The sequence below is a fragment of the Pseudocoprococcus catus genome (assembly GCF_019734885.1).
GTDB lineage: Bacteria > Bacillota > Clostridia > Lachnospirales > Lachnospiraceae > Coprococcus_A > Coprococcus_A catus.
Window position 1 is genome coordinate 14,525 of record NZ_JAAXCM010000038.1, and the last position, 25,923, is coordinate 40,447.

21 protein-coding genes are annotated in these 25,923 nt (G+C 44.6%); 5 read left to right on the plus strand and 16 right to left on the minus strand.

The window, feature by feature from the left end:
* Nucleotides 1-293: 293 nt before the first annotated feature.
* Nucleotides 294-1,670 carry an MATE family efflux transporter gene (locus tag HED67_RS10820; protein ID WP_221718317.1) on the plus strand — a complete coding sequence of 459 codons (1,377 nt, stop codon included), beginning with the start codon at nucleotides 294-296 and terminating at the stop codon, nucleotides 1,668-1,670.
* A 43-nt stretch (nucleotides 1,671-1,713) separates the two neighbouring features.
* Here HED67_RS10820 and rpoN read toward each other — a convergent pair whose 3' ends face one another.
* Complete coding sequence (gene rpoN / locus HED67_RS10825) at nucleotides 1,714-3,090, minus strand: RNA polymerase factor sigma-54 (RefSeq protein ID WP_221718318.1); 1,377 nt, start codon at nucleotides 3,088-3,090, stop codon at nucleotides 1,714-1,716.
* 454 nt (nucleotides 3,091-3,544) lie between these two features.
* Between rpoN and HED67_RS10830 the strand changes: the two genes are divergently transcribed.
* The 3 genes from HED67_RS10830 to HED67_RS10840 all read left to right on the plus strand — a co-directional run bounded on the left by HED67_RS10830 (nucleotide 3,545) and on the right by HED67_RS10840 (nucleotide 7,123).
* Nucleotides 3,545-5,068 carry an acyl CoA:acetate/3-ketoacid CoA transferase gene (locus HED67_RS10830; RefSeq protein WP_178439514.1) on the plus strand — a complete coding sequence of 508 codons (1,524 nt, stop codon included), beginning with the start codon at nucleotides 3,545-3,547 and terminating at the stop codon, nucleotides 5,066-5,068.
* A gap of 105 nt (nucleotides 5,069-5,173) precedes the next feature.
* The gene (locus HED67_RS10835; protein WP_221718319.1) at nucleotides 5,174-5,950 is read left to right on the plus strand and encodes a polysaccharide deacetylase family protein; all 777 of its coding nucleotides are present in this window, start codon (nucleotides 5,174-5,176) and stop codon (nucleotides 5,948-5,950) included.
* A 120-nt stretch (nucleotides 5,951-6,070) separates the two neighbouring features.
* Nucleotides 6,071-7,123, plus strand: coding sequence for an aldose epimerase family protein (locus HED67_RS10840; protein ID WP_178439520.1), 1,053 nt, complete (start codon nucleotides 6,071-6,073; stop codon nucleotides 7,121-7,123).
* A 566-nt stretch (nucleotides 7,124-7,689) separates the two neighbouring features.
* Here the strand turns inward: HED67_RS10840 and HED67_RS10845 are convergent.
* The 11 genes from HED67_RS10845 to HED67_RS10895 form a co-directional block, all read right to left on the minus strand.
* On the minus strand, nucleotides 7,690-8,628 hold the full coding sequence (locus HED67_RS10845) for a transketolase family protein (protein WP_178439523.1): 939 nt from the start codon (nucleotides 8,626-8,628) through the stop codon (nucleotides 7,690-7,692).
* Nucleotides 8,616-9,455, minus strand: a complete 840-nt coding sequence (locus HED67_RS10850; protein WP_015514685.1) for a transketolase — start codon at nucleotides 9,453-9,455, stop codon at nucleotides 8,616-8,618. Before HED67_RS10850 ends, HED67_RS10845 begins: the two co-directional genes overlap by 13 nt.
* A 78-nt stretch (nucleotides 9,456-9,533) precedes the next feature.
* The gene (gene hemZ / locus HED67_RS10855; protein WP_221718320.1) at nucleotides 9,534-10,988 is read right to left on the minus strand and encodes a coproporphyrinogen dehydrogenase HemZ; all 1,455 of its coding nucleotides are present in this window, start codon (nucleotides 10,986-10,988) and stop codon (nucleotides 9,534-9,536) included.
* Between the two features lie 128 nt (nucleotides 10,989-11,116).
* Entirely contained in the window at nucleotides 11,117-11,746 is a 630-nt protein-coding gene (locus tag HED67_RS10860; protein WP_178439529.1) for an MBL fold metallo-hydrolase, read from the minus strand.
* A gap of 17 nt (nucleotides 11,747-11,763) precedes the next feature.
* Nucleotides 11,764-14,076 carry a RelA/SpoT family protein gene (locus HED67_RS10865; RefSeq protein ID WP_330656586.1) on the minus strand — a complete coding sequence of 771 codons (2,313 nt, stop codon included), beginning with the start codon at nucleotides 14,074-14,076 and terminating at the stop codon, nucleotides 11,764-11,766.
* 22 nt (nucleotides 14,077-14,098) lie between these two features.
* Nucleotides 14,099-14,623, minus strand: coding sequence for an adenine phosphoribosyltransferase (locus tag HED67_RS10870; RefSeq protein ID WP_178439532.1), 525 nt, complete (start codon nucleotides 14,621-14,623; stop codon nucleotides 14,099-14,101).
* Between the two features lie 114 nt (nucleotides 14,624-14,737).
* Nucleotides 14,738-16,831 carry a single-stranded-DNA-specific exonuclease RecJ gene (gene recJ / locus HED67_RS10875; protein ID WP_221718321.1) on the minus strand — a complete coding sequence of 698 codons (2,094 nt, stop codon included), beginning with the start codon at nucleotides 16,829-16,831 and terminating at the stop codon, nucleotides 14,738-14,740.
* 611 nt (nucleotides 16,832-17,442) lie between these two features.
* Complete coding sequence (secD, locus tag HED67_RS10880) at nucleotides 17,443-19,614, minus strand: protein translocase subunit SecD (RefSeq protein WP_178439538.1); 2,172 nt, start codon at nucleotides 19,612-19,614, stop codon at nucleotides 17,443-17,445.
* A gap of 4 nt (nucleotides 19,615-19,618) precedes the next feature.
* Nucleotides 19,619-20,983, minus strand: a complete 1,365-nt coding sequence (gene scfB, locus HED67_RS10885; protein ID WP_178439541.1) for a thioether cross-link-forming SCIFF peptide maturase — start codon at nucleotides 20,981-20,983, stop codon at nucleotides 19,619-19,621.
* A gap of 177 nt (nucleotides 20,984-21,160) precedes the next feature.
* Nucleotides 21,161-21,304 (minus strand): six-cysteine ranthipeptide SCIFF, encoded by a 144-nt coding sequence (gene scfA, locus HED67_RS10890; protein WP_015514691.1) that lies wholly within the window; start codon nucleotides 21,302-21,304, stop codon nucleotides 21,161-21,163.
* A 200-nt stretch (nucleotides 21,305-21,504) separates the two neighbouring features.
* Nucleotides 21,505-21,891 (minus strand): TIGR04086 family membrane protein, encoded by a 387-nt coding sequence (locus tag HED67_RS10895; protein ID WP_178439543.1) that lies wholly within the window; start codon nucleotides 21,889-21,891, stop codon nucleotides 21,505-21,507.
* A 206-nt stretch (nucleotides 21,892-22,097) separates the two neighbouring features.
* Here HED67_RS10895 and HED67_RS10900 point away from each other — a divergent pair, with 206 nt between their 5' ends.
* Nucleotides 22,098-22,931 carry a PHP domain-containing protein gene (locus tag HED67_RS10900; protein ID WP_178439546.1) on the plus strand — a complete coding sequence of 278 codons (834 nt, stop codon included), beginning with the start codon at nucleotides 22,098-22,100 and terminating at the stop codon, nucleotides 22,929-22,931.
* Nucleotides 22,932-22,951: 20 nt separating this feature from the next.
* On the opposite strand, the gene HED67_RS10905 is transcribed toward HED67_RS10900, so the two are convergent.
* The 4 genes from HED67_RS10905 to HED67_RS10920 all read right to left on the minus strand — a co-directional run bounded on the left by HED67_RS10905 (nucleotide 22,952) and on the right by HED67_RS10920 (nucleotide 25,774).
* On the minus strand, nucleotides 22,952-23,734 hold the full coding sequence (locus HED67_RS10905) for an HAD-IIA family hydrolase (RefSeq protein ID WP_178439549.1): 783 nt from the start codon (nucleotides 23,732-23,734) through the stop codon (nucleotides 22,952-22,954).
* 194 nt (nucleotides 23,735-23,928) lie between these two features.
* Nucleotides 23,929-24,246, minus strand: coding sequence for a preprotein translocase subunit YajC (gene yajC / locus HED67_RS10910; protein WP_215631617.1), 318 nt, complete (start codon nucleotides 24,244-24,246; stop codon nucleotides 23,929-23,931).
* A 13-nt stretch (nucleotides 24,247-24,259) separates the two neighbouring features.
* Nucleotides 24,260-25,393 carry a tRNA guanosine(34) transglycosylase Tgt gene (gene tgt, locus HED67_RS10915; RefSeq protein ID WP_215631618.1) on the minus strand — a complete coding sequence of 378 codons (1,134 nt, stop codon included), beginning with the start codon at nucleotides 25,391-25,393 and terminating at the stop codon, nucleotides 24,260-24,262.
* 153 nt (nucleotides 25,394-25,546) lie between these two features.
* Nucleotides 25,547-25,774 carry an HPr family phosphocarrier protein gene (locus HED67_RS10920; RefSeq protein WP_178439557.1) on the minus strand — a complete coding sequence of 76 codons (228 nt, stop codon included), beginning with the start codon at nucleotides 25,772-25,774 and terminating at the stop codon, nucleotides 25,547-25,549.
* Between the last annotated feature and the right edge of the window lie 149 nt (nucleotides 25,775-25,923).

Genomic DNA, 25,923 nt, shown 5'->3' on the forward strand with positions numbered 1-25,923 from the left:
CCTTTGCCATAAAATACATCCAATGTTATACTAACAATTGTCTTGAATTAGTTTACTATTCAACAAATAAATTGCTGCGAAATCAGTACCATACGAAACAATGAACAAATGAACAGCTCACAGCAGGTGCTTCCACTACGGCCGGCACTTAGATGGTGTCCTTTACCATCTTATGTGCCGCTGCCAGTAGTGGGCAACGCGAGTGTGCCTGCTGTGAGCTGTTCATTTGTTCATTGTTGTGATAAACTTTTTTTCGCAGCTCAAAAATTTATGAAAGAAATGAGGAATCTTTTATGACAACAACTACTCACCCGATGGCGGACAAACCCGTCGGACAATTGCTGCGCCAGTTTGCTGTTCCAAGTATTATTGCCATGCTGGTCAGCTCTCTTTACAACATTATCGACCAGCTGTTTATCGGCCAGAGCATTGGTCTTCTTGGCAATGCTGCCACGAATATTGCTTTTCCGCTGACACCCACCTGCGTTGCCTTCAGCCTGATGTTTGGTATCGGCGGTGCCGCCCGTTTTAATCTGGCTATGGGAGCCGGACGAAAAAAAGAAGCCGCTGCCTATATGGGCAACGCACTACTGATGCTTGTTTCCTGCGGTATTGTACTCTGTATCATTGTCCGACTTTTTCTGACACCGATGCTTCTGCTTTTTGGTGCTACCGATCAGGTTCTTGATTATGCCAGGACTTATACCGGCATTACTTCACTTGGATTTCCTTTCCTGATTCTTGCCACTGGCGGCGGTCATCTGATCCGTGCCGACGGCAGTCCGCAGTTCTCCATGATCTGCAATCTGGTGGGGGCTATCGTCAATACAGTTCTTGATGCATTGTTTATCTTCGGTTTTCATATGGGTATGGCTGGTGCAGCTTATGCAACCATTATCGGTCAGATTATCTCAGCACTTCTTGTAATCCGTTATATGTGTCACTTTAAAACAGTACCCCTGCATCTGAGTGAATTAAAACCAAAAGCCGATTATATCATGCACATCGTTCTGCTTGGCACCTCACCCTTTATTAATCAGATCGCCATGATGATCGTGCAGGTTGTCATGAATAATTCCCTGAGTTATTACGGTGCACTTTCATCCTATGGCAGTGAGATTCCGCTGGCCTGTTCCGGCATCATCGCCAAGGTCAATATGGTGCTTTTCTCCATGATCATCGGTATCTCCCAGGGCATGCAGCCAATCGCCAGTTACAACTATGGTGCCGGTAATTACGGACGGGTGCGTAAAGTTTTGAATCTAGCCTTAAAAGCAGGTTTTGTGATCTCGATCATCTCTTTTCTGCTGTTCCAGCTCCTGCCAAGACAGATTATCAGCCTGTTCGGCAGCGGCAGTGAAGATTATTTTACCTTTGCTGAAGAATATTTCCGTATTTATCTGTTCTTCACCTTTGTGAACTGTCTTCAGCCTATTGCCTCCAACTTCTTTACAGCTGTAGGTAAAGCTCAGAAGGGTATTATCCTGTCACTGACAAGGCAGATTCTTTTTCTGCTGCCCTTAATTATCCTGCTGCCGTATATCATGGGAATTGACGGTATTATGTACGCCGGTCCATGCGCCGATCTGGCAGCAGCCCTGCTGTCCATTTATCTTGTTGTCAAAGAAGTGAATATTCTTAAACAGAAAGAAGCGATACACACTCAATAACTTTATATAGAAGATAAAAAAACTGCCAGCGGCAGTGAAAGCCTTAAAAGACTTTCCTGCCGCTGGCATCTTTAATTTCCATTGCCTCACGATACTTGGCAACGGTACGTCTTGATATCTTAACACCTCTCTCCGCCAGCTTCTCAGACAAAATTCTGTCACTGTACGGTTTCTCGTGGTTCTCATCCGCAATGATTTCTTTCAGAAGATTCTTGGCTGTATCAGCTGTTGCCGCATTCTCATTACCGGTCTTGCTGATGGCACCAATAAAGAAATAGTTCATCGGAAAAATTCCCCATGAGCACTGAAGATACTTATCCTTCACTGCCCGGCTGACTGTGGATTCATGGATTCCTACCATCTCAGCCACATCCGCCAGTTTCAAAGGTCTCAGATACCCCGGACCATATGTAAAGAAACGTTCCTGTACATCCACAATACACTTGGAAACATTCATCAGCGTCACATTTCTCTGTGAAACACACTGCATCACCCATTCTGCCTGTTTCACCTTTGTTGTGACATAATCCTTCGTCTCCTTGTCATTGCCTGCCTTTAACATGTTGCGGTAATATCCGTTAATAGACATCTTCGGATACATATATTCATTCAGCAAAATCTCATAATAATCCTTCAGCTTCACAACCGTTACATCCGGTGTAATATATTTCAGATTCTCTCTGGAACTGAAACTATTGCCCGGCTTCGGATTCAATTCACGGATCACTTCCATCGCCTGAAGCACATCATCCACTGTCGCCTTCAGCTTCCTTGCAATCTGAGGCAGCTGGTTCTTACCAAGCTGTTCCAGGTAATCCGCCGCAATCTTCCTGGCAATCGTATCTTCAATCTTCTGACGATCCATCTGAATCAAAAGGCACTCACTGAGATTCCTTGCGCCCACACCGGCCGGTTCCAGACTCTGAACAACCTGAAGCATCCGGGCTACTTCATCCTCTTCTGTCTCCAACTGGGCAGCAATCTGCTCTGTTTCTTCCGTCAGATAACCTCTGGAATCCAGCAGATCGATCAGATACTCCGCAATTGCCTGCTCCCTATCAGTTAAAGGAATAGTCACCAACTGACTGATCAGGTACTCCGCCAAATCTTCCCCTCTGTTGTCACTGACATTCCACATCTCCTGATTGTCATCATCATCACTGCTGTACTCTTCGGAATAATAGACGCGATTCTGTTCGTCGCTGCTTGCCAGCCACTCCAGCTTCTTCTGAAGTTCTGCATCCCTTTCTGATTGCCCGGTCTTATCATACTTCTCTTCTATATCAACAACGGGATTCTCTACCGCCAGTTCCTTAAGATAAGTGTCCAGTTCCTGTGCACTCATTTGAAGAATTTCTGTCGACTGAATCATTCGTTGTGATAATCCGAGAGTCTGAGTAACTTCCATTTTCAGATCCACATTAGTTCCTCCCTTATTTAACAATAACACTCTTTCATTTATTCATTATAATCTATTTACCGTCAAAATGCCACATAAAACCGCATGATCTTATCAATTTCATCAAAACACATCGCTTTTTTCCTTTTCCTCGCTGAAGTTCATCTGTCCCTGGTCATTCTGATCTTTGTCAATTTTGTTTTTCTCTTTTAAATTTCATCTCATATTTTAGATATAATTGCCTATTGTTTTTTATTGTTCATTTTTTGTCAATCCCTTGTTTTTAGAAGCTTTACACATATTTTACGCATCGTCTTTATCCATTTTTATTGATATTATTCATTTTAAGTATAATTCTATTCCATTTTATCAAAAAAGATGTATTTACAAATTGTATGATTTTACATATAATAAAGGTGTATCGACATGTATCTTTTATTTCTAAAAGATAATGATAAAAAGGAGGAACTTTAAAATGGCAAAATTAATGACAGCCGAAGAGGCAGTAAAAGCCTATATCAAAGACGGTATGACAATCGCTACTAATGGTTTTGTTGGTGCAGTACAGCCAGAGGGCATGATGAGAGCGATCCAGAAATCATTCCTTGAAGAAGGTACACCAAGAGACCTCACACTTGTACATGCAGCTGGTCAGGGCGGCGGTGCAGACGCTGAAGGTAATGTGGTAGGACAGGTTAACCACCTTGGCGAAGAAGGTCTTCTTAAGAAGATTATTGCTGGTCATTATTCACTGGCTCCAAGAATCCAGAAACTTGCTCTTGAAAATAAAATTGCTGCATATAATATGCCACAGGGCTGTATCTCTGAATTATTCCGTGAGATTGCAGCAGGCAGACCTGGTCTTTTAACTCATGTAGGTCTTAACACATTCGTTGACCCTGATCTTGAAGGCGGTATGCTGAATGACAAAGCACGTGAAGAAGGCAGCTATGTTAAGAAAGTCAACTTCAACGGCGAAGAAAAACTGTTCTACCCTAGCTTCCCTATCGATGTAGCACTTATCCATGCATCTTATGTTGATACACAGGGTAACTGTTCTCTTGAAGAAGAAGGTACTCTTGCAGATATCCTTCCAATCGCTCAGGCTGCTTACACATCAGGCGGTAAAGTTATCGTTACTGTTGAGAAGAGCCACTATGTTGAATATGGTTCTCTTGATACACGTTTTGTTCAGGTTCCTGGTATCTATATCGCAGCAATCGTTCTTGTTGACAGCGACTGCGCTAAACAGACAAATGGTTCTTACCACAATGAAGCTTTCTCAGGTGAGAAGAGAATCCCTATGTCTGCTATGGAACCAATGAAGATGAATGCTCGTAAGATCATTGCTCGTCGTTGTGCAATGGAACTTAAAGCTGGTGCTGTTGTTAACCTTGGTATCGGTATGCCGGAAGGTGTTGCTAATATCGTAGCAGAAGAAGGCATCGAAGGTATGGTTCTTACAACTGAGTCCGGTACAATCGGTGGTGTTCCTGCTTCAGGCGGAGACTTCGGTGTTACAACTAACCCGGATACAATCCTTCATCAGAGCTTCCAGTTCGACTTCTATGATGGCGGCGGTCTTGATATCGCTTTCCTTGGTCTTGCTCAGTGCGATAGCCATGGTAACATCAACGTATCCAAGTTCGGTCCTAAGATCGCAGGCTGCGGTGGTTTCATCAACATTACTCAGAACACTCCTGTTGTAGTATTCTGCGGTACTTTCACAGTTAAAGGCAAGAACAAATTCCTTAAAGATGTTGAACAGATCACATTCTCAGCTGACTTCGCTAACAAGACAGGTCAGAAGGTTCTCTATGTAACAGAATGCTGCGTATTCAAACTTACAAAAGAAGGCGTAGAACTGATCGAAGTTGCTCCGGGTCTTGATATTGAGAAAGATATCCTTGCTCATATGGACTTCAAACCTATCATTAAAGATGTAAAGGTTATGGATGAAAGAATCTTCAAAGATGAGATCATGGGTCTTGCTAAATAATAAGCCATACATAACAGTATGAATCCTTTTAGCCGGTATGCTTGATGCATACCGGCTTTTTTGACATCATATACTATTCTAAAATGATCATGGAGACTTTATGCCATGAAACACTCCCTTTCACTCTTTCTGAAAACAGGCTGCACAGTCTGCACGCTTCTGCTCCTCTCTCTGGCTGTCTTTCACTTTTTCAAGCCATCCCTTTCCTCACTTCCCGTCTTCGCAAGGTTTGAACGCAAATTGCCCATTTACTGTGTGGACACCGACAAACCGCAGGTTGCTCTATCCTTTGATGCGGCCTGGGGCAATGAGGATACTGAAACCCTGCTTTCCATTCTCGACAAATACAATATCAAAACCACATTTTTTATGACGGGCGGATGGATCGAATCTTATCCCGAAGATGTAAAGAAAATTGCTGCAGCAGGTCATGATCTTGGAAACCATTCCGAAAATCATAAGCAGATGTCACAGCTCCCTTCCGATGACTGTATCGCTGAGATTCAAAAACCACACGATAAAGTCAAAGAACTAACCGGAACAGAAATGACACTTTTCAGGCCGCCTTACGGTGACTACAACAACACATTGATCGAATCTGCCAACGCTCTCGGCTACCATGTGGTCCAATGGTCTGTGGATAGTCTGGACTGGAAAGACTACGGCGCTGACAGCATCGTGGACACCGTATTAAACCACAAAGCACTTGGAGACGGCGCTATCATCCTGATGCACAATGGTGCCAAATACACAAAAGATGCATTGGAGCGTGTTATCACAGGTCTTCAGGACAAAGGGTATGAAATCGTCCCGATCTCCCAGCTGATCTACTCAGAAAACTATCATATGGACAATACCGGGCGCCAATTCAAAGACGAATAAACTGGATTTTTGCCTCAAAATGTATTATACTATTTACTGAATATACCATGCATTTGCGAAATTTTTCGGATAATAATCAGGGAAATGTTTTGCAATGACGAATAAGATGAGGTGAAGGAAATGAGCGTTACACGCCGCAAATTCGGCAAAACCAAAGATGGTGAGCCTGTCACATTATATACGATTACCAACAAAATGGGAAACTCCGTTTCCATTATGGATTACGGTGCCACTGTTCAGTCTATCAATATTGTAGACGCCGAGGGTGAAGTTATCGACTGCTGTCTCGGTTACAGTACAGTTGCAGAATACGAAGAACACACAGACTTCATGGGGGCCTGTATCGGCCGCGTGGGCAACCGCATCGGCGGAAGCAGTTTTTCTCTGAACGGCCAGACTTATACACTGGCAGCCAATGAGGGTGAAAACCATCTCCATGGCGGTTTGAAGGGTTTTGACAAGCAGATGTTCAAAGCCAGGATCGACAGTGATGATACCGTTACTTTCGGCCGTATCTCCCCTGACGGCGAAGAAGGTTATCCCGGTGAATTTATGTTCATCGTCAGCTATACATTTGATGACTGTGACAATTTTGTTATGAACTACACAGGCTGGAACAACTCTGAGACACTGGATACCATTGCCAGCATCACAAACCATACTTATTTTAACCTTTCCGGAGAAGATGCCGGCTCTGTTCTGGATCATACACTGGAGCTCTACGCTTCTTCTTTCACGGAGGTTGATGAACATCTGATCCCAACCGGGAAACTTTTAGACGTTGAGAATACACCTTTTGACTTCCGTAAAGGCAAAACCCTTGGTCAGGATATCAACGCCGATCATCCGCAGCTGAAACTGGCCGGTGGCTATGACCACAACTTCTGCATTGACGGCGATGGCATGCGTCCATGCTGCACACTCATGTCCCCAAAGACACGACTTAAGATGTATGTCAGCACAGATATGCCCGGTGTTCAGATCTACACCGGCAACTTCATCTCCGAATCAGAAGGCAAAGCCGGTACAGATTACCATCACCATGACGGCATCGCCATTGAGACACAGTTCTACCCTGATGCGCTCAACCATCCGGAATTCCCGTCACCGGTACTGAAGCCTAGAAAAGAATATCGCTATACAACCGTGTACCAATTCTCAGCCGACGAATAAAACGCTTCGTACGGCTGAATAATTGATGGAGCGCTTCCATATTTATCAACAACGAACTTTAAAGGAGCTTATCCCATACAGGCCCGCTCTCGCTGCCAGCACCTAGCAACAGTACATAAGGCAGTACAAAACACTGCCTAAGTACCGGCTGGTGCTGAAGCACCTGTGTGGGATAAGCTCCTTCTAAAGTTCGTTACTTTTGTCTATGCAGCGCTCCATTTATGATTTAAGCAAACAAATAGATGAACCGTTTCCGGTATTTTACCAAAACTATCAGCTTGTTCGTAGGCGGTTTATCTATTACTGCTAAAAATCTGCTTAATATAAATGCTTCGCGCTTAATATACAAAGATAGCACGGTCTAATAACTTGAAAATGGAATTAAAATGAGTCTACTCACACAAGTGCTTCATCGTTGGCCGGTCCTTAGGCGGCGTCTTTTGCCGCCTTATGTACCGTTGCCAAACGATGGCAGTACAAACGTGCTTGTGTGAGTAGACTCATTCTAATTCCATTATAAGTACTCTAAACCGTACTTCGTTTATCTATTAGCGCGAAGCCACTTTCTATAACCAGGCTTTGATCTTAGCATAGATGCCTGCTGCATCCAGGCCGTACTTCTCCAGCAGTTTGACTGCCGGGCCGGATTCGCCGAATACATCGTTCATGCCGATCTTCAGTACTTTCACTGGTTCTCTCTCGCATAATACATCGCAAACTGCGCTGCCGAGACCACCGATGACGGAGTGCTCTTCTACTGTTACGATCTTGCCTGTCTTCTTGGCTGCTTCTGCAATTAAATCAGCATCGATTGGCTTGATTGTATGGATATTGATAACCTGTGCATGGATGCCCTCTTCTTCCAGCTTAGCTGCTGCCATCAGAGATTCATTGACACAAAGGCCTGTTGCCACGATTGTCAGATCCGTGCCTTCCTTTAAGACAACACCCTTGCCGATCTCAAACTTGTAATCCGGACGATCATTAATCACAGGCACTGCCAAACGGCCAAAACGCAGATAAACCGGCCCCTGATGCTCATAAGCAGCCTTTACAGCAGCTCTTGCTTCAACATCATCAGAAGGATTGATCACAACCATGCCCGGGATTGTACGCATCAACGCGATATCTTCGTTGCACTGATGAGTAGCACCGTCTTCACCAACAGAGATACCGGCATGAGTAGCACCAATCTTCACATTCAGATGCGGATAGCCGATACTGTTTCTGATCTGTTCAAAAGCACGGCCCGCTGCAAACATTGCAAAAGAGCTTGCAAACGGTACTTTGCCAGTTGCAGCAAGACCAGCTGCGATACCCATCATATTGCACTCAGCAATACCGCAGTCGATATGTCTTTCAGGAAATTCCTTCTTAAAAATACCTGTCTTGGTTGCTTCAGCAAGGTCAGCATCCAGAACGACAACCTCTTCATGTTCCTTGCCAAGCTCTACCAGAGCATGACCATAGCTTTCTCTTGTAGCGATTTTCTTTACTTCTGACACAGTGCTTCACCTGCTTTCTCTAATTCATCCATAGCGATGGCATACTCTTCGTCATTCGGAGCCTTGCCATGCCATCCGGCTTTATTCTCCATGAAAGATACGCCTTTGCCCTTCACACTCTTCAGAATGATGGCTGTAGGCATACCCTTTGTCTCTCTTGCTTCCTTGAAAGCAGCTCTTAATGCCTCAAAATCGTGGGCATCCACATCTGCGATCACATGGAAATTGAAAGCTTCAAACTTCTTGTCAATCGGATATGGTGAGCAGACATCTGCAATATTGCCATCAATCTGAAGGCCATTGTTGTCAACGATCACAACCAGATTGTCCAGCTTGCGGTGGCCGGCAAACATGGAAGCCTCCCAAACCTGTCCTTCCTGGATCTCACCATCACCCAGTAATGTATAAACACGATAGTCATCATGGCTGAGCTTAGCTGATAAAGCCATGCCGACTGCCGCTGAAATTCCCTGTCCTAATGAACCTGAAGACATATCAACACCCGGAATATGCTTCATATCAGGATGACCCTGAAGATAAGAACCGATGTGACGCAGTGTCTTCAGATCTTCTACAGGGAAATAACCTCTCTGAGCCAATACAGAATAAAGTCCAGGTGCAGTATGACCCTTAGACAGAACGAAACGGTCTCTGTCTGCTTTCTTAGGATCTGCAGGATCAATATTCATCTCCTCGAAATACAAATACGTAAATACGTCTGCTGCCGATAAGGAACCGCCCGGATGTCCTGCCTTTGCAGAATGTACCGATGTTACAATCCCCTTGCGGACTTCATTGGCAATTTTCTTTAATTCAATAACGTCCATTTTTACCTCCTATGTGCGCTTTTCTATGGCACTAATTATCAATCAGGCAACTTCCACTATACCACATCCGCCGCCGAATTAAAAGCTGTTTTCCGATTTTAAAAGAAATTTCTTCTTTCTGTCAATCATTTCATCAATTCGCTCAATATAGTCTTTGACACTCTTGACATTTTCCACACGCTCAATGCGATGACCATCTCCGCTGTTAAAAACAAATTTTGAAGATGCGCCGGCTCCAAGCGCCAGAATCGTCTGCTTCTCCTCCATGATCAGAATATTATAAAGGCCCTCACAGCCCTTTCTGGCATAACCTACATTCTCAAGATTACCTGCAATATTTTTCTGGCGATACAGATAATAGGGCTCTGCCCCGATAGCCAGGGCTCCTTCATGGCTGATTCCGATCATACGGTTTACTTCATCAGCCCCTGCAACAGGGAACTGCTCTCTGTTCTGGTTGAGGAAAGCTGCCCTCTTTAATGCCAGGGAATGCACTGTCACACTGTCCGGTGCCAGGTTCACAATTTCATCCATGGTCCGCTGCATATGCCTGCCCGTCTCTCCAGGAAGACCTGCGATCAAATCCATATTGATATTGGTAAATCCAGCCTTTCTGGCCATATGAAAAGCCTTCTTAACCTCTTCTGTCGTATGTCGCCTGCCAATGAGATCCAGCGTCTCCTGATTCATCGTCTGAGGATTGATCGAAATACGGTCAATACGATGCTTTCTCAGCACCTGCAGCTTATCCTCAGTTATGCTGTCAGGCCTTCCGGCCTCCACCGTTTTCTCACTGACATGATCCAGATCAAAATATTTTTCCAGACAGGTCAGCAGTCGATCCATCTGCAGTGCCGACAGAGACGTCGGTGTACCTCCGCCCATATAAAATGTCAGAAGCTTTCTGTCTCCCATCATTGTGGATGCAGCTTCGATTTCTTTGCACAATGCATCCAGATAATTGTCCACCTGCTTCTCCCAGACCAATAACGGATAAGATGAAAAAGAACAGTAGGCGCAAATGGAAGGGCAAAAAGGAATGCCTACATACAGGCTGAATGTATGATCATAATCACAGTTCTTTAAAACCTCTGCCTCATTTTCTGCCACCACCGCACACAGCTCTGCTTTCTCATCAGAAACAAGATAAGTCTCCTTCAGATACCGAATGGCATCTCCTTTGGAGGCACCTTTTTCATACATCTCCATGGGCAGCTTCGTTGGCCGAATACCCGTCAATGTTCCCCATGGCAATGTCATTCCGGTATATTCAGACAGAATATGATATACTAGATTCTTGATATCATTTCTTCCGAGACGGTAATCTTCAAAATGACAGTCCCCTTCTTTTTCAAGACATTGCCCTTTGTTATCTTTTAAACTTAATGATGTGTAGTTGTCCGTATAACGGACATCCAAACAGACATCCCACTCCTTCGCATTCAGGACAATCTTATCTCCATAAAAGAAAGCCATCAGCAGTGAACGGATATCATTCTCATAATCCCTTCGATTCATATATAATGCAATCATTCAAATCCTCCAATAAAACAGGCCTTTAAGTTATTTGTCTTCTTCTAAAACTGAGATAAAGCTGCTGCAAAACCGACATTCATCAGTCCTGCAGCAGCCTCCTCAATTCTCATTCATTCAATTCTAAATTAGAAAAACGGATTGTACTGTTTCTCGTATCCGATGCTTGTCACACTGTCATGTCCCGGATAAACCTGCACATCATCCGGCAGGACAAATAACTGCTCCTTCACGGAACGAACAAGCTGTGACATACTGCCTGTAGGAAAATCTGTACGCCCGATGGAGCAATGGAACAGTGTATCACCACTCATCAGCACCTTCTCCTCAGGCAAATAATAGCAGACACCGCCCTTTGTATGTCCAGGTGTATGCAGCACAATGATATCCAGACCTGCCAGTTTCAGATGCTCGCCATCCTTCACATAGATGTCTGCCTGTGTTGTATAAATCTGACCGATCATGCCGCTCATATTCAGAGAAGACTGTTTCAGAACATCCTCTTCCTCCTCATGGGCATAAACAGGTACATTGTATCTCTTTTTCAGCTCATTCAGTGCCATAATATGATCAAAATGACCGTGCGTTAAAAGAATTGCCTTCAAAGTACAGACATTCTCTTCGATCACATTGCTGATTCTCAGCGCATTGTCCGCAGGATCAATAAGAAGTGCTTCCTTTGTCTCCTTGTTTATAATGAGGTAGCAATTGGTTGCAACCATACCAAGTGTCATTGATTTAATCTCTATCTGACCCATTCTCTGCTCCTTATTCTTTAGCCAGTTGTTCTGGCGATATCATACACGCAGTCCAGACTGCGAAGTTTGTCTATAATCTTATTCAGGGCATACTTGCCGTTAATATCAAAACTGATATTGATAGTCGCTGTATTGTTCTTGCCTGAGCGGCTGGACATAGCTGTTACATTGATGTCACGCTCAGAAAATACCTGTGCGATCTGGATCAATACACCAACGCCATCATGCACATAAACATTCAGCTCTGCTTTGTAAAGACCGCCTTTGCCTTCTGCTGTGCTGTCCTGCCATTCTGCATCAATGAGACGCTGTCTCTCGATCTCAGACAAATGCAGCATATTCACACAGTCTGTACGATGAATCGATACACCTCTGCCGCGTGTAATAAAACCGACAATTTCATCTCCCGGCACAGGATTGCAGCATTTGGAAAAACGGACTGCCACATCATCAATACCCTTGACGATAATGCCACTCTTGCTGCCCTTCTTATGAGGTTCTACAGCTGCAGACGGCTTCTGCTTCATCTCTGTCATCTGTGTCAGCAGCTGCTTATCTGTCATCTCTCTGGATTTCTTCTTCTGGTATTCTTCAAGCAGCTTGTTGATAACCTGACCTTCCTTCAGACCACCGTGTCCCACTGCTGCATTGACTGCATCCCAGTCACGGAAACCGTACTTGCGGATGACCTTCTCCATAAATTCCGGTTTCAGAAGATTGCCGAGGACAATTTCCTTGGCCTTGCAGTAACGGTTCAGAAGATCCTTACCCCGGATGATATTCTCTTCTTTGAACTCTGTCTTAAACCACTGATTGATCTTGTTCTTGGCCTGAGTACTCTTGACAATACTCAGCCAGTCACGGCTTGGTCCCTTGGAATTGGCTGATGTAAGAATCTCAACACGGTCACCGTTCTTGATCTCATAATCAATATTCACAAGCTTGCCGTTGACTCTGGCACCTACCATCTTATTGCCCACCGCTGAATGAATGCTGTATGCAAAGTCGATGGGTGTAGAACCTGTCGGAAGATTCTTGACATCACCTGCCGGTGTAAAGCAATAGACGCTGTCAGCAAAAAGGTTCAGGTCATTCTTCAGAAGGCTCATGAATTCCTTATTGTCCGACATATCTGTCTGCCATTCCAGAATCTGGCGCAGCCATGTCAGCTTCGCTTCCTCGCTGTCTTCCACATTCTTGGCATTCGGGTCTTCCTTGTACTTCCAATGGGCAGCAATACCATACTCAGCTGTCCTGTGCATATCAAATGTACGGATCTGGATCTCAAAAGGCTGACCGTTCGGTCCGATCAGTGTTGTATGCAGAGACTGATACATGTTCTGCTTCGGCATCGCAATATAATCCTTGAAGCGGCCGGGAATCGGCTTATACATCTCATGGATGATACCAAGGGCTGCATAACAGTCCTTCACGGTATCCACAATAATACGAACCGCAAACAAATCATAAATTTCATCCAGTGTCTTGTCCTGATTCACCATCTTCTTGTAGATACTGAAGAAATGTTTGACACGTCCGTTAACCTGTGCCTTGATACCGCTCTCCACCATATGCTGGCTGACTTCTTCCACAATGGCATCTACAAATGCCTGACGCTCACTTCGCTTCAGGTTGATCTGTCTGGCCAGATCATAATATACTTCCGGCTCCAGATATCTCAGTGACAGATCATCCAGTTCGATCTTAATCTTGGAAATACCAAGTCTCTGAGCGATCGGTGCATAGATATCCATGGTCTCTCTGGCCTTCTCCTTCTGCTTCGCAGGCGTCATATACTTCAATGTACGCATGTTGTGCAGACGATCCGCCAGCTTGATCAGGATAACTCGAATATCCTTCGCCATGGCCAGAAACATCTTTCTCAGATTCTCTGCCTGAATCTCTACTTTATCCTTGGAATAAGATAACTGACCCAGCTTTGTAACACCGGATACGATCAGTGCGATCTCTGCACTGAATTCCCGGGTAATATCTTCCTCTGTCATGATGGTATCTTCAACTACATCATGAAGAAGTCCGCCGACGATGGTCTCCTTATCAAGCTCAAGATCCGCCAGAATCAAAGCCACACAGAGCGGATGGATAATATAAGGTTCTCCGGACTTACGCAACTGCCCCTTGTGGGCATTGTTGGCAATATTGTAAGCCTTCTCGATCATACTGATATCATCTGAAGGATGATATTCCTTCACTTTATTGATCAGACGCTGATACAGCACCTCCGGTGATTCGAAATCCTGTGTATGAATGAGCTCCTGTTCCTCAAACTGCTCTTCCGTGCCCATTACTTCTTTTTTATCGTCCTTCATATTGCCGTCATCCTCTTCTGTCTTATTTGCCTTCGTAGATAATCGCTGAGTCAATATCATAGCCGTTCAGTTTTTCACGGCCTTTCAGGCCTGCCAGTTCCATGAGGAAGACACACCTCACGACTTCTCCGCCAAGTTCTTCCACCATCTTGATAATGGCTTCTGTTGTACCGCCTGTAGCAATCAGATCATCAATGATCACAACCTTCTGTCCGGGCTGAATGGCATCCTTATGTATCTCGATAGTCGCAGTGCCGTACTCAAGGTCATAAGTCTGGCTGATTGTTGCTCTAGGCAGCTTGCCTTTCTTTCTGACAGGTACAAAAGCCTTATGCATATTGTAGGCAATTGGTACACCAAAAATAAATCCGCGTGATTCAGGACCGAGAACAATATCGAAATCAACGCCTTCTAACTTCTTCTGCATCTGGTCGATGGCCATATGCAGTCCATCTGCGTCCTGCAAAACACTGGTAACATCTCTGAAAATGATCCCTTTCTCAGGAAAATCAGGGATACTCTTGACATACTCTTCTAATTTCTTCATAAAACTCACTGCTCCTTCTATGATAATTATATTGAATATTTATTCCTTAAATCTGACGCAGCTGCAACGGTACGCAGCAGTCACGTATAAATTTAATTATAACAATAAATGATTCTATTGAAAAGCCCCGAAATCGACAAAATACGTCCTGTACCACAATGAATCCACTAATTTTGCTGTTTTCCCAAGAAACATTTCATAATGAAGGTAAGGCCCGGATGTCTCCACCCGCATCAATCCCAGTTCCTCAAAAACATACAAAGCCTGCATCAACATAAATATATGTTCTTCCGCCGAATGTATGCTGTCGAAAGGAATATCGTCCATCAGGAATCCCCCTTCTGAGTCACTCCCCTGCTTTTTTGCCTGCATACGAAGATACCGGAATACTTGATTACACCATGATCTGTCGGTCTTTTCCCTGCTGTCACAGTACTTTTTGTAGTCATCTGTCACATGCCGAAGTGAAAAATAAGTCATCAGCTTTTCAATCTTCTCCTCCCTGAAAACTTTGACATCTTTCAGGATCATCTGAGGATACTGTCTGTCCATATAATAATTTATATCCAGATTACCTGCAATTGAAACCTCCATTCCGGCCGAATAATACTCCGCCATAATGCTCCGGCGAAATCCAACTGTGCCAAGACTTCGCCGGTGATCCATAATCTTCATCCGAAGTGTTGCACCATCCGCACCGATTTTCCTGACCTCACTCAATTGTCCCGAAATCTCTGCCAGCGGTTCCGGCATATCCTGACCGAAAGGTTCCATTCGCTGGATCAGTTCAATGAGTTCCACCGTGACCTCTGACGGTTTCAGCCTTAACTCAGGACGCTGGACAGGTACCAGCATCTGACTGTCCATATGTATTTTAGCATATTCATTCAGCCTTCTGGCCAATTCCGGCACATTCTCCGCTTTCAGCGACATTCCCGCCGCTGCTGCATGACCGCCAAATTTGATCATCAGGTCACTGCATGTGCAGAGCGCATCAAATAGATTAAAGCCCTCAATACTTCTTGCCGATCCCTTCGCCACGCCATCTTCAACAGACAGAAGAATATTCGGTCTGTAATACATATCCTTGATCCTTGAAGAAACAATGCCGATTACACCATGATGCCAGCCCTCACCGGCCACCACCATCACCCGGCTATTTCTGATTGCATCAGATGCCTCGATCCGGTCTGTCACTTGTTTTAAAATCATCTGCTCCGTTTCCTTGCGATGACTGTTCTCCACCTCCAGTTCAGCTGCAATTGTTGCTGCCTCCTCTTCATCTCTCGTCGTAAACAGACGAACGCCTCTTTTGGCATCCCCCATACGCCCACCGGCATTCAGCCTTGGTGCAAGCCCGAAACCGATAAATCCACTGGTTATCTTGCGCTTAAAGTCATATCCGGCACTTTCCAGCAATTTGCCAAGTCCCATATTGGCAGGGTATTTCATCCGCTTAAATCCTTCACTGACAATGATCCGGTTTTCATCATACAATGGTACGATATCTGCCACTGTGCCGACCGCCGCAAGCTCCAGGTATTCTGTAATATCCGTCTGATCATTTCTGTAAGCTTTCAGTCCCTGTACTAATTTATAAGACACACCGCATCCCGCCAGGTAAAGAAAGGGATAAGTTTCCCCAGGCTGCTTTGCATCCACAACCGCCACAGCCTCCGGAAGCTCTTCCTGGCACTCATGATGATCTGTAATAACCACATCCATTCCCAGGGATTTTGCCAATCGGCACTCCACTATCGCCGAAATACCCGTATCCACCGTCACCATCAGCTTTGTTCCCGTCTCAGCCAGCATACGCACTGCATGCTCATTCAGCCCATATCCCTCTGACATACGGTCCGGCAGATAATAATTCGCATCTGCTCCTGCTTTCGTCAGATACAGATACAAAATACTGGTAGCTGTAATACCGTCCACATCATAATCCCCGTAAATCGTTATCTTCTCACGAGTATCCATAGCCTGGCTGATCCGGCAAACTGCTGCCTCCATCCCCTTCATCAGAAATGGATCGTACATATTCTTCTCTGAAGGATAAAGGAACCTCTGTGCCTCTTCTTTATTATGTACACCTCTGGCCATCAGTAACCCCGCAAACACCTCTGGATACTCGGTCTCTGCTGCCAGCTGCTTCACTCTATCACTTTCCTGCTCTACAAACTCCCATCTATAACTCTCCGGAACCAAAAAAGCACCTCCTTCGTCCGACAATTGCTCTTTTGTTTTTAGAGAGCGCAGCAATTAGTTAATACACAGCAGGCTCACTCGCGTTGCCCAGCATTGGCAGCGGTACTAAGACGCTAAAAAACAGCGTCTAAGGACCGGCCATGCTGGAAGCACCTGCTGTGTATTAACTAATTGCTGCGCTCATCCAAGGGAATATGCAATTGCCCGGTCTTCAAATCAAAACTCCATAACTCCTCAAATCCTAAAATAAATATATCCTATCCCGCCGTCCGTGTCTAAGCTTTCTTTATGAAAGGACTTTCTGCACTGCGGCTGTCTTTTCTGCTTTTCGATATACTTGAACTGCTGATTGGGCAATTCAGGTTTACTTTGAATATAATGTATCAAACTGGCGAATTCAAAAGCAGGTGCTTCTGATGCGGCCGGTACTTAGGCGCTGTCTTTTAGCACCTTATGTACCGATGCCAGCATCAGGCAGTGCAAACGTGCCTGCTTTGAATCGCCAATTTGATACATTATTCGAAAAGCAACGCATTGCCCAATCAGCAGTCAAAAATATCTAATCAGAAAAGACTGCCGTAGTGCAGCAGTCTTTTCACAAAGAAATATATTTATTTTTTCTTACCTTTCATAACAGCCCAGATCGTACCTGAAATGAATACTGATGAGAATGTACCTGCAATGATACCGGCCATCATCGGCAATGCAAATTCTTTAATAGAAGTTACGCCCATGATGTAGATCAGTAATACCATGATCAATGTTGTCAGAGAAGTATTGATACTTCTGGACAATGTCTGGCTGATACTTGTGTTGACAATTTCTTCTGTTGTTGCCTTCACCATTGTATGTGAGTTTTCACGGATACGGTCATATACAACGATGGTTGCATTGATAGAGTAACCGACGATTGTCAGCATACAAGCAATAAATGTTGTACCTACAGGGATTCTTGCAATTGAGTAAACAGCAAGAACGACAAGTACATCATGGAGCAATGCGATGATCGCACCTGCACCAAACTTGATATCTCTGAATCGAACCCAGATATAGATCATGATAAAGATACCTGCGATAATGACGGAAAGGATCGCGTTTGTACGCATCTCACCGCTGATTGTACCACTGATATTCTCTTCAGTGATATCAGATTGCTCAAGAGCGTACTTCTCCATTAAGGCGTCCTTAACAGCTGCACGGTGCTCAGAATCAAGAACAGGCGTCTTGATAACGATTTCAGGTGAACCGGATACATTCTGGAACTGAATATCAGTTGTACCCGCTTCGCTTTCAAAGAGTTTTCTTAAATCATCTTCATCAGAACCAGGGACTTCAAGATAATCCTTGAAATTGACAGTCATGGCTGTACCGCCTGTAAAGTCCAGACTGTAATTCAGCGCTTTATTACCTGCAGAAGCATGAACACCCATGCTGACGAAACCTGCACAAATACAGATTACGGCGATCACATAAGTGATCTTCTTCATGCCACAGAAATTCTTAACCTTTGCTTCCTTCTGTTTACCGTAGAATTTGGCATCTTTAAAACCGATGCCATATAATGCCATCAGCACGAATCGTGTAATAACAAGGGCTGTAAACATGGAAAGGACAATACCAAGGGCCAGTGTAATGGCGAAACCTTTGATTGTACCTGTACCCTTGAGATACAGAACTGCTGCTGCAATTAATGTCGTAATATTACCATCGATAACGGCTGAAAGTGCCTTGCCGAAACCAATCTTGATGGCTTCACGTACATTCTTGCCTGCTGCGATTTCTTCTCTAATTCGCGTAAAGATAATGACATTGGCATCCACCGCCATACCGACGGAAAGGATGATACCGGCGATACCCGGAAGTGTCAGTGTCACATCCAGACCATTCAGGAAACAGAGCATTGCTGCCACATAAAGAAGCAGTGCAAGGGCTGCTGCCACACCAGGAATCCAATACACGACCATCATAAACAACATAACGATTGCAAGACCGATGGCACCTGCCATCAAACTTGTCTTAACCGCTTCATCACCTAACTTGGCGCTGACAACTTTGGAACTGATCTCATTCAGCTGGAGCTTCAGAACACCGGCACGAATGGTTGTGGCCAGAGAATTCACATCATCATAAGTAAAATTACCTTCGATGACACACTGACCATTTGTAATCGCCTGATTCACAGTCGGATAGCTGATGATCTTGCCATCATAAATGATGTAGATCGGTTTGCCGATATTTCTTGCTGTTGCTTCTGCAAATGCTTTGGCACCTTCGTCTGTGAACATCAGAGAAACCACGTATTGTGTGTTGCCATAGCTGTCTTTCTGGGATGTGGCCTGAGCACTCTTGATGCCTTCGCCGCCCACAACTTCACAGTAACCATCTAATACTTCCTTGCCTGTTGCAGCATCGGACTTTGCTTCACAGAAACTGATAGAACCGGGATTGCCCAGTTCAGAGAGAATCTTCTCTGCATCATAAACACCAGGAATATCAACGTTGATACGGTTTGTACCTTCCTGATAAACTTCTGCTTCTGTACTCCATGCCTCTACTCTCTGCTGAAGCTTGTAAACGGTATCGTTCATATCTTCAGCGGATGGATTATCTTCGTCTGCTTCGTAAGTGATGTTGACACCACCTGCAAGGTCAAGACCAAGCTTAATGTTTTTGGCTGTACCGATATGATCCTTGCCATATCCGTATGCAGATACATAACTGCAGGCTGCGATCATCAGAACAACCACGATCAGCACAAGCCAGCTTTTCTTCTTACTCTTCATGCCTTTATTCTCCTTCTTCATCTGCCGCAGCAGCTTTAATCATAATTGCACATTCCACTCTCTTACGCATCAGCTCGCATCCCACATCATACGCATCTGTGATCGAATGATGGAAATTCCATGAGTTGGCAGCACAGCCGCCGCTGCAGTAGAATTTTGCGAAACAATTCGTGCATTTATCCTTGGCATAAATATTGCAAAGCTTGAATTCATCACGGATATCTGTCTTGACAACACCATCCCAGACATTACCCATCAGGAATTCATCCTGACCGACAAACTGGTGACATGGATATAAATCCCCCCAAGGTGTCACAGCAAGATATTCTGTACCTGAACCGCATCCTGATAAACGTTTGGCAACGCATGGACCGCCTTCCAGATCGATCATAAAGTGGAAGAAATTGAAATGCTTGCCTGCACGGTCTCTCTTCACTATTTCCTTCGCCAGCAGATCATACTGCTCGCAAAGTTCCGGAAGATCTTCCTCCTGAATCGCATATGGCTCAGATGCAGGTGCAACAACAGGCTCAACAGAAATCTGCTTGAATCCTTTATCCGCAAGACTCAGCACATCTGCCGCAAAATCTTTATTGAAATGTGTAAATGTACCTCTGACATAGTAATTTGTCTGATGTCTGCTTTCAGCAAACTTCTCAAACTTCGGCATGATCAGATCATAGCTGCCGCTGCCGTTGCGGAACGGACGCATCTTGTCATGAACTTCCTTACGTCCATCAACACTCAGAACAACATTCGCCATCTCTTTATTGCAGAATTCCATAATCTCATCATTAAGCAGAACGCCGTTCGTTGTCAGTGTAAATCTGAAATTCTTGTCATGGAGCTTCTCCTGCTCACGGCCATACTGAACGAGACGCTTAACAACATCCCAGTTCATCAAAGGCTCACCGCCAAAGAAATCCACTTCCAGATTGCGCCTGTTGCCTGAATTGGCAATCAGGAAATCCAGTGCCTGTTTGCCCACTTCATAGCTCATGATGGCACGTCGGCCGTGATACTCGCCTTCTTCTGCAAAACAATAGCGGCAGGCAAGATTACAGTCATGGGCGATATGCAGACATAACGCCTTGACAACTGTCTTTCTCTTCTTGAAATCAATAATATAATCTTTATAAATATCTTCTGTAAAAAGGCTTTCTTCTTTAATTAAAGTCTCAATCTCTTCAAAAGCTTCTTCTATATCTTCCTTCGGATACTTTGAAGCAAGCATTTCCATGATCTCAGACTTCTCATGGCCTTCATATAACTCAATGATATCGTAAACCACATCGTCAACCACATGGATGGCACCGCTGTTGATATCCATGACTATATTGTAACCATTACTCTTATACTGGTGAATCACTTACATTCTCCTAACTCTCTTATTCTACTTTATAACTATGCAGCTGCTGGAAATCAACTGTCATAAATTCCTGACCTCGAATAGTCAAAACACTCCTTCAACATGAACAAGCAGCGATTTAGAAATCCTAAACCGCTGCTCATAATATTGGCTGAATCAATCAGCAATCAGATCTGACTATTTGTTGTTCTCGCAGCTCTGATTACCTACTGTACAGGAAGTCTTGCATGCAGACTGACAAGAAGTCTGGCACTCGCCGCATCCGCCTTTGACCATACTCTGTTTCATAGATCTGGTGTTCAATGATTTGATACGTTTCATTATGTACTCCTCCTTCAATTATGAACTTGAAATATTATAACATACTCATTTTCATTTTTAAAGCTCTTTTTGAAAAGATACATGCATTATATCAAATAATTTCTATTTTTTTACTAAATCCGGCCCATTCTCTGTGTAAAACAACGCTTTTTCTTCCTTCATCTCAACTGAAAAACTGCCGGACCATTTTCAAAATCCGCTTATCCAAGCATTCCTCCCAGCATCCCGCTGCCAAGACACAGCAATACAAAAGGCAGACAGAACTGCCATTCCGAAGCAGCTATACATCCGGAAGCCACTGAGATCAGGCATAGTGTAACATAGTATAAAGTTCCCAGAGCCAGCCCCCACAGAAAGCGTCTGTATCCGATTCGATGACCGGCATAAATACCACCGATCAAAACCGCCAGTACAACCACTACGTACACCGAAACACGGATTCTGTTCTGTCCCTCACCCGCTGCATAGAAAATCAACGACGCAAGCACTATGCCCACAGCTGAAACCATCACACTGATCAGCCAGGCAGCTGCCATCACGCGAACAATCTCCACCTCACCGGACACCGCACCCAACTTCTTTTCCATCACAACCCCTCCGCAATCAACTGCTGTCCATAGAATATATGCCCTGCATCCGTCAAAAAGACATCTGGCTTTTTACCCCCAAATGTCATACAATAAGAATAAGCCTGATAAATATCTCTTTATATCAGCTGCCAGTGTAAGGCAGTGCGAGCGGCCTGCGTTGCAATGGCTCGTTTTTTCACAACGTCAATTTGAAAGGAGAACTTATGGATAGAATCGATTTACACACTCACTCTACTGCTTCTGACGGCAGTATGACCCCTTCAGAGCTTGTTCGCCATGCCGCGTCCTGCGGTCTGCGTGCAGTTGCTTTGACGGACCACGATACCACTGTGGGTCTTAGCGAGGCCCAACAGGAAGCCAATGAAGCCGGCATTGAACTTGTTCACGGCGTTGAACTGGCCACCTGGCAGGACAAGACAGAACTTCACATTGTCGGACTTGATATCAATGAACGTGATCCGCAGTTTCAGGATGCCATGGCACTCATGCAGCAGATTCGTGAAGACCGCAACAATCAGATGATTGCCCGCATGCAGGCTGCAGGTGTGGATATCACCCCTGAAAAACTTCATGCCAAAGAAGGCACCGGTGTCTTAACCCGTGCCAACTTTGCCGGTTATCTATTGTCTGTTGGTTTTGTCAAAAGCATCAAAGAAGCCTTTGACCGCTATCTTGGTGATGGCAAACCTTTCTACATTCCGCGTACTAAGACATCACCCAAAGATGCCATTGAGCTTATCAAACAGGCTGGCGGCATTCCCGTTCTCGCCCATCCGATGCTCTATAAGCTCGGCAAAGACACCCTCGAGAAATATGTCAGGATGATGACCGACTGGGGACTGGAAGCCATAGAAGTCTACTACTCCACCAATACCCCTTCCGATGACCTTTATCTCAGCCATCTGGCTAACCGTTATCACCTCAGGTATTCCGGCGGTTCAGATTTTCACGGTACTTATAAACCGCATATCCAAATCGGTACCGGCAAAGGCCGTCTCGTCGTTCCTTATGATATTCTTGAGAAACTTAGAGCCTGACCCAATACGCCGGCAGCTGTTTAGTGGTCTAACACGGCAATGTCACCAATGCCGTTGCATACCAGTCTCGGTCTATACGGAAATTCCTCAATCATCCCCGGTGTTGTCACCCCTGACAGCACCAGAACCGTATCCAGACCGGATTCGATACCCGCAACGATATCTGTATCCATACGGTCTCCGATGATGGCTGCATCCTCTGAATGCACCCCGAGGATCCTGAGTCCTGTACGCATCATCAGAGCATTCGGCTTGCCCACATAATAAGCCTGTTTGCCTGTGGCCAGTTCAATCGGTGCCATCAATGCCCGGCAGGCCGGAACGATGCCGCCTTCCACAGGACCGGTCAGGTCATAATTCGTACCGATCAGGCGGGCACCTTCATTGACAAATCTTGTTGCTTTGACAATATGGTCATAGCAATAATTATCCGCTTCACCGATGATCACATAATCCGGATGGATTTCATTCACTGTAATACCGGCATCATACAGGGCATTCTGAAGGCCATGTTCGCCAACCGCATAAGCTGTTGCCTCCGGTGTCTGTGTTGAAATAAATGCTGCCGTTGCCAGTGCACTTGTATAAAAATGGCTCTGATCCACATCAAGTCCCATCCATTCCAGTTTCTTTTGCAGCTCCTTCGGTGTGTAGCGGCTTGAATTCGTCAGAAAAAGGAATTCCTTCTTCTCCTGATACAGCCATTCCACAAACTCCTTTGCTCCCGGAAGCAGACGGTTGCCATGATAGATCACACCATCCATATCAATAATAAAACCTTTTTTTGCTCTTAACTGTTCCATATGAACCTCCTTCCCGCCGGTTCATACTATACCGGCCGTTCAACTTTTTAACACTTTATCTACCAGTTATATTATAAACTGATTTTAACAACATACTATCAATCCAAGCTAAAGATAATGTAAAAAAAATGTAAAAGGTGCGGAAATCAATCTCTGATCTCCGCACCTTCGCGCAATCTCTGATAATTCTTCAATTATTCTTCTTCGTTCGTTTTCTCAACGCTGACAATAGCTTCTTTCTGCATTGGAATACGGCAATGTCTGTCACTGCCGAACTCAACGATAACAACATCTTCTGCGATATCGATAACCACACCGTAGAATCCGCTTGTTGTCAGAATGCTGTCGCCAACTTCAAGGTTTGCAATCATGGCATCCATGGATTTCTGACGTTTCTTCTGAGGACGTACAGAAAGGAAATACATTAAAATTGCAAATACAACAACGTATGCAATCAGAATAAAGATAGCGTTGCCGCCTGTTCCTGATAATACAACTGGTAAAAAGTTCATTAGATTTTCCTCCTTAATCTTCTTTACTTAAAAAGCCTTCCAGTTTGGACTTCTTAAATTCACTGTATCTGTGTTCCCTGATAGCGAGACGGATCTCCTCCATCAAATGGTTATAGAAATACAGATTATGCAAAACACACAAACGCATGCCCAGCATCTCTTTGGCCTTCAGCAGATGTCGGATATAAGCTCTTGTATAATTGCGGCAGGCCGGACACTGACAGCCTTCTTCAATCGGTCTGGCATCCAGCTCAAACTTCGCATTAAAAAGATTCAGCTTGCCATGATTCGTATAAACATGACCATGCCGTCCGTTTCTTGATGGATATACACAGTCAAAGAAATCAATACCTCTGTCTACACCTTCCAGAATATTGGCCGGTGTACCTACCCCCATCAAATAGGTTGGCTTATTCTGAGGCAGTTCAGGGACAACCTCGTCAAGGATCCGATACATCTCCTCATGGGTCTCGCCCACTGCAAGACCGCCCACTGCATAACCATCCAGATCCAGCTCCCGGATCGCACGGGCATGGTTCACACGGATATCTGCATAAGTGCCGCCCTGGTTAATACCAAAAAGCAGCTGATGCGGATTCACGGTTCCTTCTGCTGCATTCAGTTCCTGCATCTTCTTCTTGCATCGCTCCAGCCATCTGGTTGTACGGTTAACTGAGTTGATCATATACTCTCTTGTGGCTGGATAAGGTGCACACTCGTCAAAGGCCATGGCAATGGTAGAGCCAAGGTTGGACTGAATCTGCATACTCTCCTCCGGGCCCATAAAAATCTTATGGCCATCAATATGTGACTGGAAATAAACGCCTTCCTCCTTGATCTTGCGCAGGCCCTTCAGGGAAAATACCTGAAAGCCGCCGGAATCAGTAAGGATCGGTCTGTCCCAGTTCATAAACTTGTGCAGGCCGCCGAGCTGTTTCACAATTTGGTCTCCGGGACGAACGTGAAGATGATAGGTATTGGACAATTCAACCTGTGTACCGATCTCCTTCAGATCTGTGGTAGCCACCGCACCCTTGATAGCTGCAATGGTACCCACATTCATAAAAACAGGTGTCTCAATGACACCATGTACGGTTTCCATATGTGCGCTCTTTGCTCTGCCGTCTGTTGCAACGATTTGATACATATACTCACCTTTATCTTAATTATTGTATAAAAAAGCGTTATATCTAGTATAACTGTAATTGATTTATTTATCAACTAAAAAATACAGAAAACAGAAAAAAACTGCTGCACTCCCGCAGCAGTTTCTTCTCTTACAATTCATTCTCTTCTTCATTTACTGAACAGCGTATTTTGCCAATACGGTGTTAAATCCGACATTTTCTCCGCTGTAGCAGACTCTGAGCTGATTTCTCAGATCCAGACTGAGAATACCAAGCAGGGATTTCGCATCCAATGCAATCCTGTTAAAATAAACATCAATATCAAAATCACACTCTGAAGCAGCCTTAACAAATTCCTTGGCGGCTTCTACACTGTTTAATACAATATTCTTTTCATTCATTTGACCAACCTCCTTGGATTGGATTATTTTTATCACACATCAAAATGAATGTCAAATTTTCAAATCACACTATGATTGAAAGTTTTTGTATACTCCGCTTGATAAATGTCGTGTTATTGCGTCGTTTTATGGCATGATTTTCACTATTT